General features: G+C 69.9%; 15 protein-coding genes. 6 read left to right on the top strand and 9 right to left on the bottom strand.

All coding sequences use genetic code 11. From position 1 onward, the window contains the following. Positions 1 to 17 precede the first annotated feature (17 nt). The 3 genes from N5095_RS02120 to N5095_RS02110 all read left to right on the top strand — a co-directional run bounded on the left by N5095_RS02120 (position 18) and on the right by N5095_RS02110 (position 3,314). Positions 18 to 1,337 carry a nickel pincer cofactor-dependent isomerase, group 22 gene (locus N5095_RS02120; RefSeq protein WP_267620559.1) on the top strand — a complete coding sequence of 440 codons (1,320 nt, stop codon included), beginning with the start codon at positions 18 to 20 and terminating at the stop codon, positions 1,335 to 1,337. 60 nt (positions 1,338 to 1,397) lie between these two features. Beyond that, complete coding sequence (locus N5095_RS02115) at positions 1,398 to 2,186, top strand: SDR family NAD(P)-dependent oxidoreductase (protein WP_267620556.1); 789 nt, start codon at positions 1,398 to 1,400, stop codon at positions 2,184 to 2,186. Positions 2,187 to 2,312: 126 nt separating this feature from the next. Next, on the top strand, positions 2,313 to 3,314 hold the full coding sequence (locus tag N5095_RS02110) for a TIGR03560 family F420-dependent LLM class oxidoreductase (protein WP_267620554.1): 1,002 nt from the start codon (positions 2,313 to 2,315) through the stop codon (positions 3,312 to 3,314). A gap of 42 nt (positions 3,315 to 3,356) precedes the next feature. Here N5095_RS02110 and N5095_RS02105 read toward each other — a convergent pair whose 3' ends face one another. The 6 genes from N5095_RS02105 to N5095_RS02080 all read right to left on the bottom strand — a co-directional run bounded on the left by N5095_RS02105 (position 3,357) and on the right by N5095_RS02080 (position 8,338). Beyond that, positions 3,357 to 3,818 carry a universal stress protein gene (locus tag N5095_RS02105; protein ID WP_267620551.1) on the bottom strand — a complete coding sequence of 154 codons (462 nt, stop codon included), beginning with the start codon at positions 3,816 to 3,818 and terminating at the stop codon, positions 3,357 to 3,359. Between the two features lie 46 nt (positions 3,819 to 3,864). Then, positions 3,865 to 4,212 (bottom strand): L-rhamnose mutarotase, encoded by a 348-nt coding sequence (locus tag N5095_RS02100; RefSeq protein WP_267620549.1) that lies wholly within the window; start codon positions 4,210 to 4,212, stop codon positions 3,865 to 3,867. Positions 4,213 to 4,283: 71 nt separating this feature from the next. Then, the gene (locus N5095_RS02095; protein WP_267620546.1) at positions 4,284 to 5,189 is read right to left on the bottom strand and encodes an SMP-30/gluconolactonase/LRE family protein; all 906 of its coding nucleotides are present in this window, start codon (positions 5,187 to 5,189) and stop codon (positions 4,284 to 4,286) included. A gap of 77 nt (positions 5,190 to 5,266) precedes the next feature. Further along, entirely contained in the window at positions 5,267 to 6,112 is an 846-nt protein-coding gene (locus tag N5095_RS02090) for an ATP-binding cassette domain-containing protein (protein ID WP_267620543.1), read from the bottom strand. Beyond that, positions 6,109 to 7,116: an ABC transporter permease gene (locus N5095_RS02085; RefSeq protein ID WP_267620540.1), complete on the bottom strand. Its 1,008-nt coding sequence runs from the start codon at positions 7,114 to 7,116 to the stop codon at positions 6,109 to 6,111. The genes N5095_RS02090 and N5095_RS02085 overlap by 4 nt, the downstream gene beginning before the upstream one ends. 19 nt (positions 7,117 to 7,135) lie before the next feature. Beyond that, positions 7,136 to 8,338 carry a sugar ABC transporter substrate-binding protein gene (locus N5095_RS02080; protein WP_267620538.1) on the bottom strand — a complete coding sequence of 401 codons (1,203 nt, stop codon included), beginning with the start codon at positions 8,336 to 8,338 and terminating at the stop codon, positions 7,136 to 7,138. Positions 8,339 to 8,499: 161 nt separating this feature from the next. On the opposite strand from N5095_RS02080, the gene N5095_RS02075 reads away from it, so the two are divergent. Further along, positions 8,500 to 9,156, top strand: coding sequence for a transaldolase family protein (locus N5095_RS02075; protein ID WP_267620536.1), 657 nt, complete (start codon positions 8,500 to 8,502; stop codon positions 9,154 to 9,156). Positions 9,157 to 9,228: 72 nt separating this feature from the next. Further along, a complete protein-coding gene (locus tag N5095_RS02070; protein ID WP_267620534.1) occupies positions 9,229 to 10,200 on the top strand; it encodes a carbohydrate kinase family protein in 972 nt (323 codons plus the stop codon). Between the two features lie 54 nt (positions 10,201 to 10,254). Here N5095_RS02070 and N5095_RS02065 read toward each other — a convergent pair whose 3' ends face one another. Continuing rightward, a complete protein-coding gene (locus N5095_RS02065) occupies positions 10,255 to 11,127 on the bottom strand; it encodes an amidohydrolase family protein (protein ID WP_267620532.1) in 873 nt (290 codons plus the stop codon). A 274-nt stretch (positions 11,128 to 11,401) separates the two neighbouring features. Between N5095_RS02065 and N5095_RS02060 the strand changes: the two genes are divergently transcribed. Further along, entirely contained in the window at positions 11,402 to 12,340 is a 939-nt protein-coding gene (locus N5095_RS02060) for a dihydrodipicolinate synthase family protein (RefSeq protein ID WP_267620530.1), read from the top strand. 33 nt (positions 12,341 to 12,373) lie between these two features. Here N5095_RS02060 and N5095_RS02055 read toward each other — a convergent pair whose 3' ends face one another. Together N5095_RS02055 and N5095_RS02050 are read right to left on the bottom strand one after the other, a co-directional pair. Beyond that, on the bottom strand, positions 12,374 to 14,596 hold the full coding sequence (locus tag N5095_RS02055) for an LUD domain-containing protein (RefSeq protein WP_267620527.1): 2,223 nt from the start codon (positions 14,594 to 14,596) through the stop codon (positions 12,374 to 12,376). Continuing rightward, a complete protein-coding gene (locus N5095_RS02050) occupies positions 14,597 to 15,106 on the bottom strand; it encodes an LUD domain-containing protein (protein ID WP_267620524.1) in 510 nt (169 codons plus the stop codon). Positions 15,107 to 15,376 lie beyond the last annotated feature (270 nt).

The raw sequence follows: 15,376 nt of genomic DNA, 5'->3' as shown, positions 1-15,376 counted from the left end.
GCCTGCGACCCACTCTCATGGTCGAACTCGACGTACCCGACGCCGAGACGCTCGCGGACGTCAACGACGTCGGCATCGACGACTTCCCGCGCCTCGCCCACGCCGAGCGCCACCGCGACCCGCCGCGAGTCGACGACGTCTCCGCGGCGACGCGCGACGCGGTCGCGGAGATTCCCGCCCTCTCGGACCTCGACGAGGGCGCCGAAGTGGCCGTCACGGCCGGCAGCCGCGGCATCCACGACATGCCCGAACTCGTCGAGGCGGCCGTCGCCGAGCTCTCCGAGCGCGGCCTGAAGCCGTTCGTCATGCCGGCGATGGGGAGCCACGGCGGCGCGACGCCCGAGGGCCAGCGTGGTGTCCTCGAGGAGTACGGCATCACCGAGGAACGGCTGGGCTGTGAGATACGCGACTCGATGGCCGTCGAGTCCGTCGCCGACGACCCCGAGGGGCGTCCGATTCCGGTGTCGACGGTCGCGCTTGAGGCCGACGCCGTGCTCGTCGCCAACCGCGTGAAGCTCCACACCGACTTCCGCAACGAGGTGGAGTCCGGGCTGACGAAGATGACCGTCGTCGGCCTCGGCAAGCAGCGCGGCGCCGAGGAGATGCACAACGCCGCCATCTCCCGCGGCCTCGACACCGTGATTCAGGAGCGCGCCGACGCCATCTTCGAGCACGCCCCCGTCGTCGGCGGCATCGCCCTCGTCGAGAACGCGAACGACCGCGCCGCGCTCGTCGAGGGCGTCCCGGTCGGGGAGATTCCCGACCGCGAGCCCGAACTGCTCGCGCGCTCGAAGGAGCTGTTCGGCGAACTTCCGGTCGACCACCTCGACCTGCTGGTCGTCGACGAGATCGGGAAGGACGTCTCCGGCACCGGGATGGACACCAACGTCGTCGGTCGCTACCAGTTCCTCGACGAGGAGGAGCCAGCCCTGCCCGACATCACGCGCATCTACGTCCGGGACGTCACCGACGCCTCCCACGGCAACGGCATCGGGATGGGGCTCGCCGACTTCGTCCACGAGGACCTCGTCGCCCAGCTGAACCTCTCGGACACCTACGTGAACGCCGTGACGAGCGGCGAGCCCTCCCGCGCGTTCGTCCCTATCGTCTCGCCGAGCGACCGGACCGCGCTGCTGCTCGCGTACTCGATTACGGGCGTTCGCGACCCCGAGGACCTCCGCATCGGGTACATCCGGAGTACGCTCCACCCGGACGAACTGTACGTCTCCGAGCCCGTCGCCGACGAACTGGCGCAGCGCGACGACGTCGAGGTGGGGGAGCGTCGGGAGATGGCGTTCGACGGCGACGGCGACTTCGCGTTCGGGTTCGAGGGCTGAGTGTCACGCTCGGCGCCCGCGCCGACACAGCGTTAAGTCGGTGGCCGCCGAGTCGGGACCATGGCAGCCGGCAGACACGCGGACCGGACGGTTATCGTGACCGGCGCGGCGAGTGGTATCGGACGTGGCATCGCGCGACGGTTCGGCGAGGAAGGGGCGACCGTCGTCGTCGCGGACGTCCGCCGGGAGCCGAAGCAGGGCGAGCGCTACGACACCGACGTGACGAGACCCACGGACGAACTCGTCGCGTCGGAGACCGACGGCGACGCGACGTTCGTCGAGACCGACGTGGGCGACCCCGAGAGCGTCGAGACGATGGTCGAGGCGACCGTCGAAGCGTACGGCGGCGTCGACGTACTCGTCAACAACGCGGGCATCCAGATAGAGGGTGACTCCCAGACGACGACGCTCGAGGAGTGGGAGCGGTCGATCGCCGTCGACCTCAGCGGGGCGTTCTACTGCGCGAAGTACGCGATTCCGCACCTCGTGGAGAGCGGGGGACAGATCGTCAACGTCGGCTCCGTCCGCGGGTTCGAGGGCGGCGGCGGCCCGCCGTACGCCGCCGCGAAGGGCGGGGTCGTCAACATGACGCGGGACCTGGCCATGGAACTCGGCGACGACGGCGTCCGGGTGAACTGCATCAACCCCGGGTACATCGAGACGCCGCTCCAGGACATCAACACCGACGAGGACGTCGAGAAGTCGCGCGAGCAGACGCTCGTCCCCCGGTTCGGCACGCCCGAGGACGTCGGCGACGCCGCGGTGTTCCTCGCCAGCGACGAGGCTGGGTTCGTCACCGGGGCGAACCTCCCGGTCGACGGCGGGTGGCTCGCCCACAGCGGGCTCTGAGGCGTCGGGCTGGGCCCCGGACAGTCCCGGACGGATTCGCGTCGACCGGGGCCGACCGGGAGAGGGAGGAGACCGCGGGTTTGCGCCCTCCCCAACGGTTAACCGGCCAGTCACCCGACCACGAGTATGCAGTTCGACTGGATGGTGCAGTGTTACGCCGGCGCCGGCGTCCACCGCGACACACCGATGCTCGACACGCTCGAACGCGAGACGATACTGACGGGCGTGGACGCGGCGGTCGACGCCGGGTTAGAGGGGCTGTGGGCGCCCGACCACTTCATGCTCGGCCCGAAGGCCGAGGAGTACGAGGTGTGGACCCTGTTGAGCGCGTTGGCCGAGCGCACCGACGACGTCGACCTCGGGCCGCTCGTCGGCTCCGTCACCTACCGGAACCCGGCGCTGCTGGCGAAGATGGCGACGACTGTCGACGTGCTCTCGGAGGGACGGCTCCGCCTCGGCCTCGGCGCCGGCTGGCACGAGGAAGAACACCGGGCCTACGGGTACGAGTTCCCCGACGTGAACACCCGAATCGAGATGCTCGAGGAGGGGATTCGAGTCGTGAAGGCGATGTTCACCGAGGACGACCCGACCTTCGACGGCGAGCACTACACCATCGACGGGGCGCTCAACAACCCGAAACCCACCAGCGACCCACACCCACCCATCGTCGTCGGTGGCGCCGGGCCGCGGATGCTCCGACTCATCGCCCGCCACGCCGACGAGTGGAACGTCGAGATCAGCGCCCGCGCTCGGGGGAAGCCCATCGAGTTCAAGGTCCGGAAGTTCGACGAGTATCTCGAGAACGAAGGGCGGGATCCCGGGGACGTGGAGCGTTCCTGGCTCGCCCACGTGCTCGTTCGGCGTGACGAGGCCGAACTCGAGCGGGTCGTCGACGAGGTATTCCCGCTCCCGTGGGGTGAGGAGTCCGACATGGACGACCAGCTTCGCGACGCCGAGGACGCCCGGGAGAAAGGAAGCATGCTCATCGGCACGCCCGAACAGGTCGCCGCACAGATCGACGACATTCGCGACCTCGGCTTCGGGAAGCTCCAACTGATGTTCCTCGACTTCCCGGACACCCGGGGGATGGAGTTGTTCAGCGACGAGGTGATGCCGGAGTTCCAGTAGTCGCCGTCGACTCGGCGGTCGCGTCCCACCGGAACCGTCCGGTTACTTGTCCGGCGAGCGAACGTACGTCACCGGACACGGCGCCCCGAGGAGCACGTCCTGGGTCGTGCTCCCGAAGACGGCCTTTCCGACGGGCGAGCGCGTCGCCCCGGAGACGACGACGCGGTCGGCCGCCGTCTCCTCGGCCAACGCGACGATAGAGTCGCTGACGTCGCCGACGATACCCCGGAGTTCGTAGTCGACGGCGTGCTCCTCGAACAGGCGCTCGAGGCGGCGCACGGACTGATGGCGCTTCAGCACCGTGTCGATATCCTCGGCGGTGGCGTTCGGCAGGTCCAGCCCCGCGGCCACGTTTTCGAACTCCCCCTGTCTGAAGACGTGGGTGAGCACGACCGTCGCGTCGGTGGGTTTCGCGACCTGCAGTACGGCCTCGGCGAGTCGGTCCAGTCGGTCGTCGTCCTGCGGTCCGACGGCGAGGACGATCGTCTCGAACGAGAGGTCCATGGTACCCCTTCACGAGACCCCGCCAAAAATCCTTCCGAATCGGGAGTTACTGCCGGTCGTCGGGGTCGAACCGCCAGATTCGCTCCATGAACGGGATGCCGGACTCGGGGTCCGCGTCGGCGTCGACGCCTTCCCGCTTGAACTCGCCGGTGTAGCGCTCCCACTCGGCGACCGCCTCGTCGCCGTCGACGGCATCGAGGTACGCCTCCAGGTCCCGACACTCCAGGATGCAGACGGCGACGTCGTCCCGGACGTACAGTTCGAACTCCTCGACCCCGCCGCGCGCCATCGCGTCCGTCACGCCGTCGGGGACCTCCTCGTGGGCCTCGACGTACGCCTCGCGTCGGTCGGGGTCGAGCCGCTGGACGTACACCGCGCGTTCGGTTTCGACCATGACGGACCGACCCGGCCCGCGTGCATGAGCCTTGCGCCGGACCCGAGAGGCGACCGCCGCCGGTCTGCCACTCACACCTCGACGTCGGAGCGGAACTCCTCGCGGCCGGTCGCGTCGAGGTCGACGCGGAAGAGTCCGCCCGCCCCGTCGCCCTCCCGCTCCCGTCCCTCCTCACACGCCGTCGTCACGTACGCGGTGTCGTACCCGTCCCCGCCGAACGTCACCGACGACACCTTCCGCGGGGGGAACTCGACGGTCCGCTCCCGGGTCCCGTCAGGGGCGACCCGGAGCAGTTTGTGGCCCTCCCAGAACGCCGACCAGACGCGGTCCTCCGTATCGACCGTCAGCCCGTCCGGCATCCCCTCGATTCCACTCGCGTCGAAGAACGTCTCGGGGTTCGATATCTCTCCCGTCGCCCGGTCGTAGTCGTACCGGTAGACGCACCCGGGGTGGTCGGGGTCGACCTCGCCGGTGTCGGTGAAGTAGAACGACGACAGGTCGCCCGAGAACCCCATCCCGTTCGGCAGGACGCACTCCTCCCGGACGCGCTCGAACGTCCCGTCGGTGTCGAGACGGAACAGCCGGCCGGGGAGGTCCCGGTCGGTGTCCGGCATCACGCCGGCGAAGACGCGTCCCTCGGGGTCCGCGACGACGTCGTTGAACCGCTCGTGGAACCGGTCCGGGTCCGGTTCGACGGCGACGTCGACCGTCCCGCTCCCCTGGTCCAGCCGGCGGACCGCGCCGGCCTCCTGGAACAGTAACAACGAGCCGTCCGCCTGTATCGTGAACCCTCCGATGCGCTCGTCGGCGTCCTCGTAGACGAGTTCGTGGTCGCCCGCGTCGGGGTCGTACCGGTACACCCGCCCGTTCGGGATGTCACACCAGTACAGTCGCCGTTCGTCGGGGTGCCACAGCGGCCCCTCGCCCGTCTCACACTCCACGTCGACGACGAGTTCCGGTCGAATCGTGTCCGCCATACGCCGACGTCGGCTCCCCGGGGCGTAAACGTACTGCCGGCGGCGCCCGCACGGGTCCGCACGGACCCGCCCGGCGCTCAGTCGTCGAGTAGGCCCGTCTCGAGCGTCCCGGTCGTCATCAGCTCGTTCAGCTCCTCCAGGTCGGTCTCCGAGGGGGCCATGATGTCGACGAGGCTCCCCTGGTAGAGGACGCCGATCCGGTCGGCGTGTTCGAGGACGGACTCGATGTTGTGGCTGACGATGACGATGGTGATACCCTCCTCGGCGAGGCGGTCGAGCGTGTTCTGGACGAGCCGCGTCGCGTCGACGGACAGCGCGCTCGTCGGCTCGTCGAGAATAATGACGTCGGGGTCGAACGCGAGCGCCCGTCCGATGGCGACGAGCTGTCGCTGTCCGCCCGAGAGGAACTCCACTTCCGTCTGGATGTCCATCTCCCGTCCGAGCTGCTCGCGCATGATGGCGCGGGAGCGCTCGTAGGTGGCGTTCCAGTCGATAACCCGCAACGGCCCGACCCCGCGCTTCGGGAACGACCCCATGAAGATGTTCGTCGCGATGTCGAGGTCGTCCATCAGCGCGAGGTCCTGGTACACCGTCTCGATTCCCTTCGCCCGCGCGTCGGAGGGGTTCGAGAACTGGACCGGCTCGCCGTCCTTGTACAGTTGCCCCTCGGTCGGCGCGTGGACGCCGCTGAGGACGTTCATCAGCGTCGACTTGCCGGCCCCGTTGTCGCCGACGAGGGCGAATATCTCGCCGGGCCGGACGTCGAGGGTCACGTCGTCGACGGCGACGATGCGCCCGAACTGCTTGGTGACGTTCTCGGCGCGGAGCTTCGGCGTCGCCGACGCGGCGGCTCCGGCGTCTCCGGCCGCCTCCTCCTCGGCCGTCTCCCGCTCCGTCGTCGCGGGGTCGTCCTCGACGCTCATGTCGCACCACTCGCGAGGATGCGAGAGCGGAGCTTGGTCTGCGTGTTGTACAGCAAGATCGCGCCGAGCAGCACGAGCCCGTTGATCATCTGAATCTGGGTCGCTCCGATGGCGGGGCTGTTGTTCAGCGCCGACTGCACCAGCTGGATGAGGATGACGCCGCCGAGCGCGCCGGTGATCTTCCCCCGGCCACCGAAGAGGCTGATACCGCCGATTACCGCCCCGGCGAACGCCTGGAACACCAGCCCCTCGCCGATCAGCGGCGGGACGACGCCGACGAAGCCGGTGAGCATCAGCCCGGCGATGGCCGCCAGAAGCCCGCTGATGGTGTAGATGACGATGACGAGCCGCTCGGTGTCGATTCCCACCTCGCGGGCGGACACCTCGGAGCTCCCCAGCGCGTACACCGCCTGGCCGAACGAGGTGTACCGCAACACGAGGCCGAAGACGAGGAACGCCACGAGCATCACCCCGATGGCGAGGTTGGGCGTCCCGCCGACCCGGACGTAGAGACTCGGCAGTCCGGTCACCGGCTGGGTCTGCATGGCGGTTTTCGCCCCCTCGAAGACGATGAGGAAGGCGAGCGTCTGGAGGAACGGGTTGAGGCCGACCTTCGCTATCATCACACCGTTGACGAGGCCGATGAGCGAGCCGGTCAGGAGGATGACGCCGAAGCCGACCCAGGGGCTCGTCGTCACCCCCCAGCAGCTCGGACAGGTGCCGAGGAGCATCCCCGTGAACATGGCCGAGAAACCGGCGATCGAGCCGATGGAGAGGTCGAAGTGCCCCGAGAGGAGACAGAGGCTCTCGGCCAGCACCAGGAGACCGATGGGCACCGCTCCCCAGAGGATGAGTTGGATGGAGCGGAACGTCTGCGGGACGAACACGAGGACGCCGAGGATGACGACGGCCAGAATCGGCCAGATCATGTTGTCCAGCAGGGTCAACGCGAGGTCGTCGCTGTCGCCGAACGTCCGACTGAGAAACCCTTGTTCTGTAGACATAGTGGGAGAAGACGGGGCGTCAGCCCCAGATGTTACCCCAGAGGTACGGCTCGTCGTAGTTCTCTTGGGTGATGACGATGCTGTTGGTCCGGAACCAGGGGTGGCCGTTCTGCTCGCGCATGACCCCCGGCTCCCAGATCTGCTCGGACCACATGTCGACGCCCTTGTGCTGGGCGGACTCGACGCTGAACTGGTCGGCCGTGACCTCCGAGTCGACCGACGGGATGACGCTCGCGTCGTTCCCCGCCTCGACGTACTGTTTCATGTACTTCAGCGCGATGGGGTTGTAGAAGTAGTTCGGCTGGTCGACCGCGGCGTCGATGGTCCCGTCCCCGACGAGGGGGTTCACCTCGGGGCTGCCGTCCATCTGCGTGAGGACGACGTGGCCCTCCTCGCCCTTCGGCACGAGCATGTCGAGGTTGCGCATCGCCTGGACGACGCCGAGCCCCATCGAGAGGTTGCCGGAGTAGATGCCGTGGACCCGCCCGTTGGACCGGACCCACTCCTGTACCGTCGACTGGGCGACGTCCCGGGCGAACTCCCCGTTGAGCGTCGCCGCCACCTCCACCTTGTCGTTCTCCTCCACCGTCTCCAGGAACCCGTTCGACCGTTGGTTCGCCGACTGGTTCCCCTGCGGCCCGCGGACGTTCAACACGCGCCAGGTGCTCTCGTCGGGGTACTGCTCCCCGAGCGCCTTCACCATCTGTTCGGCCGAACTCGCGCCGCCGTCGTAGTTGCTGAACCCGACGTACAGCGGAATCTCCGAACTCGACGTGTCGGCGTTCGTCGCGAACACGGGCGTCCCCTGGTTGATGGCCTGGTTGATGGCGCCCTCCGCCGCACCGGTCTGCCAGACGCCGACGAGAATCGCGTCGTGGTCCCCGGTAGCGAACTCGCGGATGTCCTGGACCTGCTTCTGTGCGCTCTGCTGGTTCGGGCGCACGTCGAGTTCGATTCCCTGGTCCTCGGCGTAGAACCTCGCCGCCTCGATATACGCCGTGATCCAGGCCCCGCCGCGGACGTACGCCGACATCCCGACCTTCTGCAGGCTCCCGCTCCCGCCGCCGCCCGAGGAGCCGGTCGTGGTGCCGGCGGAGTCGTTACCCCCACCGCCGCCCGTCGTTCCCTCGCCGTTGCCTCCGCCTGTGCAGCCGGCGATAGCGGGGAGTGTCACCGCGGCCCCGGTCGCCTTCAGAAACCTGCGCCTGCTATCGCTTCGCATACCACGAAGATGTTTCTGATGGTTCGTGATAAATCTTCCCAACACGGGAAAAAACGCCGGACGGGGCGGCTCTTCACCCCGAACGGCCGTTCGGCGGAGGCGCCCGTCGGCGCGTCGACGACGAGCGGTAGCTTCATCCCGCCGCGACCGTACCACCTCCCATGAAGTTGTACGTCGATACGGCGGACGTCGACCGCATCCGCGACGTCGCGGCGCTCGGCGTCGTCGACGGTGTCACGACCAACCCGTCGATCGTCGCCGAGGCGGGCGTGGGGTACCGGGAGGCGGTCGAGTCGGTCGCCGACACCGTCGACGGGCCGGTGTTCGCCCAGACCATCGCCGCCGACGTCGACGGGATGGTTCGCGAGGGGCGGGCGTACCAGGCGTGGGCCGACGAGGTGGTCGTGAAGCTCCCGGCGACCCGCGAGGGGTTCGCGGCGCTCGCCCGACTCCGCGCCGACGGCGTCCCGGCGGGCACGACGGTGGTGTTCTCGGCCGAACAGGCCGTCCTGGCGGCGAAGAACGACGCCTCGTTCGTCGCGCCCTACGTCGGACGCCTCGACGACGCCGGCGCCGACGGGGTCGGTGCGGTCGAACGCATCTGCCGAATCTACGACGCCCAGGGGTTCGAGACGGACGTCCTGGCGGCGAGCGTTCGGAACACCACGCAGGCGCTGGCGCTGTACGAGGCCGGCGTCGACGCGGTGACGATGTCGCCGGACGTGCTGGAGGCCCACGTCGGACACCCGAAGACCGCCGAGGGGATGGCCGGGTTCGAGGCCGCCTGGGGGGACCGGGGTAGTCCGATAGGGGAGTGAGACCCCCGGCGACGTCCCCGTCCCCGCCGCGGCCGGAGGAGCAGTTATGTCCGGCGCGTGCGACCCCCCTGCATGGCCGTCGACCGACCCATCCTGGTGGCCGGTGACACGCTCGTCGACTTCGTCCCCGAGCGGCCCGGTCCGCCCGGGCGCGCCGGCGGTTACGCCCCGAAGTTCGGCGGCTCCGCCGCCAACGTCGCGCTCGCTCTCGACCGAATCGGGGTCCCGCCACTGTTCTGGACGCGCCTGGCCGACGACGATTTCGGTGCGTTCCTCCGGTCACACCTCGCCGAATCTGCGATTCCCGACGACCTGCTGGTGACCGACGCGGCCGCCCGGACGACGCTGGCGGTGGTCACTCACGACGCCGAGGGTGACCGCTCGTTCACCTTCTACCGTGAGGACGGGGCCGACACGCGCCTCGAAGCGGGGACGGTCCCTGACGAGACGCTCGACGCCGTCGGGTGGGTTCACACGACGGGCGTCACCCTGAGCGTCGAACCCAGCCGCACCGCGACGCTCGACCTGCAGGCCCGCGCCGACGGCCGCTGTCCCGTCTCGTTCGACCCGAACTGGCGGCCGGAGATGTGGTACAGCCGGGAGGCGTTCGGCGCCGTCGTCCGCGGCGCGCTGGCCCACGTCGACGTGGTCAAGGCGACCCCCGGAGACCTCGCCGCGGCCGGGTTCGAGGCGGACGACCCGGCGGCGCTCACGCGGGCCGTCGCCGCACACGGCCCGCACACCGTCGTCCTGACGCTCGGCCGGGACGGCGCGTACTGCTACGGAACCGCCGAGAGCCCCGTCGCCGGCGAGACGAGCCACGCCGGCTACGAGGTTGAGGTGGTGGACACGACCGGCGCCGGCGACGCGTTTCTCGCGGGGTTCGTCGCGTCGCTCACACACGGCGTCCGCGACGGCGCTCGCGCGCTCGCCCTCGCCAACGCCACCGGCGCCGTCGCCACGACGGCGCCCGGGGCCGTCTCGGCGTTGACCGACCTCGACGCGGTCCGCCGCCTCCACGCCGACGTCCCCTGGGACGAGTAACCCCGGCGACCGAACGGCGTCCGGCTTCCCGAGAGGGTACGACCTCCGGGGGGACTACACCTCGTGGACGCGCTCGAAGCTCCGGTGAGAGAGATACGACAGGTCGCGCGACGAGAGGAAGGGGGCTTCCTCGACCCAGTTCAGACACTCCCCGTAGGTCGCCCAGTCGTCCATCCACGGGTAGTCGGAGCCGAGCAGCAGCCGCTCGGGACCGAACCAGTCGACCAGGCGTCGCACGTACCCGTGGAGGTCCTCGTAGGGCCACGCTTCCTCGCTGGAGCGCGGGAGCGAACTCACCTTCACGGCCACGTTGCCGTGGTCGGCCAGGGCCTCGAAGTCCGTCCAGGGCGGCTCGTCCGGGGCGGTCGTCTCGTCGGGGTACGCCATGTGGTCGACCACCATCGAAACCTCCGGGTGGCGCTCGGCGAGCGTCCCGACCATCGACAGTTGGTCGGCCTTCGGGAAGAGAAACACCGACGTGTCGAGCCGGGCGGCCTCCGTCCAGACCGGGTCGAGCGCGTCGTCGAGAATCCAGTCCGCCGTCCGGTCCAGTTCGGAGGAGTGCTCCTCGTATCGGAGACAGGCGTGCATCCGGACGCCGAGAACCCGGTCGTGGCCGACGACGCGGCGCAGGGCCGCGTGCACCTCGTCCGGGTCGCCCCGGAAGAAGTCCATGAGGGCGACGCCCCAGAGGCGGTCGGGGTACGCCTCGATGGCGCGCATGGTGTACTCGTTCGCGCGCTCGCCGCGGCCGTAGAGGGGCGTCGTTACGACGACCGCCTCGTCGACGCTCGCCGCGTCCATGTCGGCCACGAGGTCGTGTGCCGTGTACGGGCCCTCCCAGCCGGGTGGCAGCAGTTCGGCCGGCCACGGGAGCTCCGCGGTGTCCGGTCCCCACGCGTGGGTGTGAGTGTCGACGAGCCGCATCGGCTCACCCCTCCCCTCCGGGGTGGCCGTCGGTATCGGCATGCGTTCGCATGGTGGGTGAACCCACTCGCCATCGGAGCAAGAAACCTCCGCCTGCGCGGCTTCCCGCCCTCGCTGCCGCTCGCGGGTCTTTCCGCGGTCGGAACGCCTATGCTCGGCGCCGTGTGAGTCGACGTCGTATGCCACAGCTTCCGGAGCCGACGGACTCGACCGTGCCACTCGGCAGGACCGAACGGACGACCGCGACGCTCGGACTCACGAGGTCGACGGGCCGATGAGCGGCACCGACGCGGAGCCCGATTCGAACGACGACCCGGTCCGAACCTGGTGCCCCCTCGTCACCCCCTTCGACGACGACGAAGCGGTCGACCACGAGGCCCTCGCCACCCTCGTCGACCACGTTCGCGAGGGCGGCGTCGAGGGTCTCGTCCCTTGCGGCACGACGGGCGAGTTCGCTAGCCTCGACGCGGCGGAGTACCGCGCCGTACTGGAGACGACCGTCGACGCCGCGGGCGACGCGCCGGTCATGGCGGGCACCGCCGCGACGAGCGTCGCCGGGACGCTCGACCGCGTCGAGACCGCCGCCGACGTCGGCGCCGACGTCGGTCTAATCGTCCTCCCGTACTTCCACACGGCGAACGACCCCGAGGGCAACGCCGAGTTCCTCCGGCGCGTCGCCGACGACGCCGCGCTCCCCCTCTACCTCTACAACATCCCGGCCTGCACCGGGCAGGCCATCGCCCCCGACGTAGTCGAGTCGGTCGCAGACCACGACCGGATTCGGGGACTGAAGGACTCGAGCGGCGACTTCAACTACTTCGTCGAGGCGCTGCGCCGGACCCCGAACGACTTCGACTGCTACCAGGGGTTCGACAGCTACCTCGTCCCCGGAATGCTGCAGGGCGGGACCGGCGGCATCAACGCCCTCTCGAACGCGATTCCGGAGGCGTTCGCGGCCGCGGCGGAGGCGGCGGCCGCCGGCGACGTCGAGGCCGCACGCCGAATCGGCTCGGAGGGCATCGCCCCCCTGTTCCAGCAGTGCGTCGCCCACGGCTTCGCGCCGGCGACGAAGGCCGCGCTGGCCGAACGGGGCGTCCTCGACGGGACGACGGTGCGCCCGCCGCTGGTCGAACTCGGCAACGACACGCGGGCGGAGATTGGCGATGCGGTCGACACCGCCCTCGACGTCGTCGACTCCGCGGACCTCGACTGAACGCGGCGCCTCAGCGATTCATCGACCCGAGGCTCACCGCCGCGCCGGGTCGAGCAGTTCGACCGGGTGTGCCGGCTTCCGTTCGAGGAGGTCGTCCAGCTGGTCGAGACAGGAGGTCCCGCTGGCGACGACCCGTCGCCCCTCGTGGGCGCCGCCGAACTCCGTCGCCAGCTCCTCGCCGACGGCCATGCTGAGCTCGTAGTAGTCGCGCTTGTAGCCGAAGCTGCCGGCCATCCCGCAGCACTCGGCCTCCGAGAGGACGACGTCGTACCCCAGTCGGTCGAGCACCGCCTCGGTGTGAGCGGCGGCACCGAGCGTCCGCTGCTGGCAGTGGCTGTGGTAGGCGACGCCCGGGTCGTCGGCGTCCGGTCCCGCGAGCGCCTCGGCGTCCCCGCCGTTCTCCAGTAGGCCGAACACGTACTCGACGACCTCGTAGCTGTTCTCCGACAGGCGTTCGTGGGAGGCCTCGGGGAGGAACTTCTCGTACTCCCGGCGGAACATGGCGAGGTCGCTCGGCTCGACCACGACGACGTCGCGGCCGGCGTCGAGGTGCTCCGCGAGCGCGCCGAACACCCGGCTGGCCTTCGCGTCGGCGGTGGCGACCATCCCCTGCGAGAGGGGCGCCCGGCCACTGGAGGGGACGTCCGGCACCTGCACGCGGACCGAGAGCGCCTCCAGTACCCGGACGGCGGCGCGCCCGCGCTCCGGCCGGACGTAGTTCGTGTAGAGGTCGGGGTACACCACCGCCTCGCGGGTCGCCTCGTCGGCGGAGACCAGCGCGCCGCCGCGGGCCTCGAACCAGTCGCGGAACGTCTCCCGCTCGAACCGGGGGAGGTCGCGCCGGCGGTCGATTCCCAGGGCACGCTCCATGCCCGCACGAACCGGCCCCGACTTCGCGAGCCAGTTCGACAGCGGAGCCGTCGCGCTCCCCAGCTTCGCCGCCGTCTCGAAGTTGCCGAAGAAGCGCTTGCCGAGGTCCATCCCGCCCGGCTCCGCGTCGGGCGTGAGCCCCTCGACGAGGTGGTCGAACTGCCCCTCGTCGCCGTTCCTGTTCACGCGGTCACGGACGACCGTGTTTATCCACGGGATGTCGATCTCGACGGGGCAGGCGTTCACGCAGCGCGAACAGCCCGTACAGAGGTCGTTGAACTCGGCGGCGGTGTCGAGGCCCTCGACGCCGGCCTCCCAGCCGGTGGCGATGCCGCCGGTGTAGGTCTCCCCGCCGAAGGCGTGGCCGCCCACCTGCTGGAAGTTCGCACAGGAGTTCGCGCAGGCGCCACAGCGGATACAGTACAGCGTCTCCCGCAGTTCGGGGTCGTCGCGCATCGCCGTCCGGCCGTTGTCGAGGAGAACGAGGTGGAACTCCCGATTCTCGCTTCCCTGCTCGGACAGCGGCGTGGTGGGGTCGTCGAAGTCGAGCGAGGGGGAGTCGGAGGGCGGCGTGAGCATCGAGAGGTACTGCGGGACGTCCTGACCGGTCGCGGCGCGGGCGATGAGTTCGGTGAACGGCCCCAGCTCCTCGATAGAGGGGAGGAGCTTCTCTATCCCGGCGACGGCGACGTGCGTGTCCGGCGTCGCCGCCACCTTCCGGGCGTTCCCCTCGTTCGTGACGAGGGTGATGGTCCCCGACTCGGCGAGCACGAAGTTCGCGCCCGTGACCCCCACGTCGGCCTCGACGATACGGTCGCCGAGGTAGTCGCGGGCGAACTCGGTGAGCTCCTCGGCGGTCGAGAGCGGCTCCTCCGGGTCGAAGTGGGCGTTGAACAGCGCCGCGATGTCGTCGCTTGACTTGTGCAGCGAGGGGCCGACGATGTGTGAGGGCGCCTCGTCGGCGACCTGCACGACGAACTCGCCGAGGTCCGTCTCGTACACGTCGGCGCCCGCCGCCTCCAGGGCCTCGTTGAGGTCGATCTCCTCGGTCGTCATCGACTTCGACTTCACGACCGTGTCGCCTTGGTCCCGGACGACCTCCTCGACGTAGCGGTTCGCGTCCGCGGCGTCGTCGGCGACGTACACCGTCCCGCCGTTCGCCTCGACCGACTCGCGGACCGTCTCGACCAGTTCCGGCAGGCGCTCGATGGCGTCCTCCTTGATCTCCCGCGCCCGGCTCCTGAGCTCCTCGTACCCCTCGTACTCGGCCGACGCGCGGTAGCGCTCGCGGTTGAAGTGGCTCGTGTTCTCCCGGACCGCCTCGCGCTCGGTCGCGAGCAGGTGGCGGATGTGGGCCGCCTTCTCCGTGGGGTCGTCGACGGCCATCTACCGGTCCTCCAGCACGACCGCGTGGACGTGCTTCGGCCCGTGGACTCCTTCGACGAGTGCGCCCATGTCGCCGGTCGCGCTCGGCCCGGTAGCGAACACCGCGCTCGACGGCTCCGCCGCGTACGACGCCCCCAACTCGTCGAGCGCCGCCGGGAGGTCGGCGACGAGGTCGCTCCCGCGGACGACGGCGACGTGGCGCTCGGGGTAGAGGCTCACCGGCTCGGACCCCTTCGCGTCAGAGTCGACGAGGAAGCTCCCGTAGGCGGCGACGCCCAGTCTGACGGGGGTGACGCCCGTCGTCGCCGCGCGTAGCTCCGCGGGCGTCGGGTCGACCGTCACCGGTGCATCGTCGAGCGACACCCCTTCGTAGCCGAGCGGGACGCCGACGGCCGGTTCGACGAGCGACTCGACTAGCGTCGATGCGAACCCGTCGGCGTCGGTGCGTGCCCACGAGACCCCGTGGGCCTCCAGCGACTCGCCGAACTCGGCGATACGTGTGGCTGACATGGTAGCGTGTCGCGCGGGAGCACGGTTAATCGTTTTCCTCACCCCGCCGCTTGCGGTCGGGGCGCCCCTCCGACGACGGGTGGCGGGACGGCCATCCCGGTGCTCGACCGGACGAAGCAGTAGCTCCCTCGTGGAGGCGAGACACGGGTCACACGGTCCGCGGAGCCGACCGCCCGACCGAACTCCTTCGTCGTGTTCGGTCTCGGGGCCGGACCGGTCGACCCGGCGGCCGACCAGCACACCGGCGGGGCCGGCGTCTGGCCGAACCCG

This window comes from Halobium salinum (assembly GCF_026586625.1).
In the GTDB taxonomy this organism is placed as follows: Archaea; Halobacteriota; Halobacteria; order Halobacteriales; family Haloferacaceae; genus Halobium; species Halobium salinum.
Note: the sequence above shows the minus strand (reverse complement) of the source record. Positions and strands in the feature narration are given on the sequence as shown.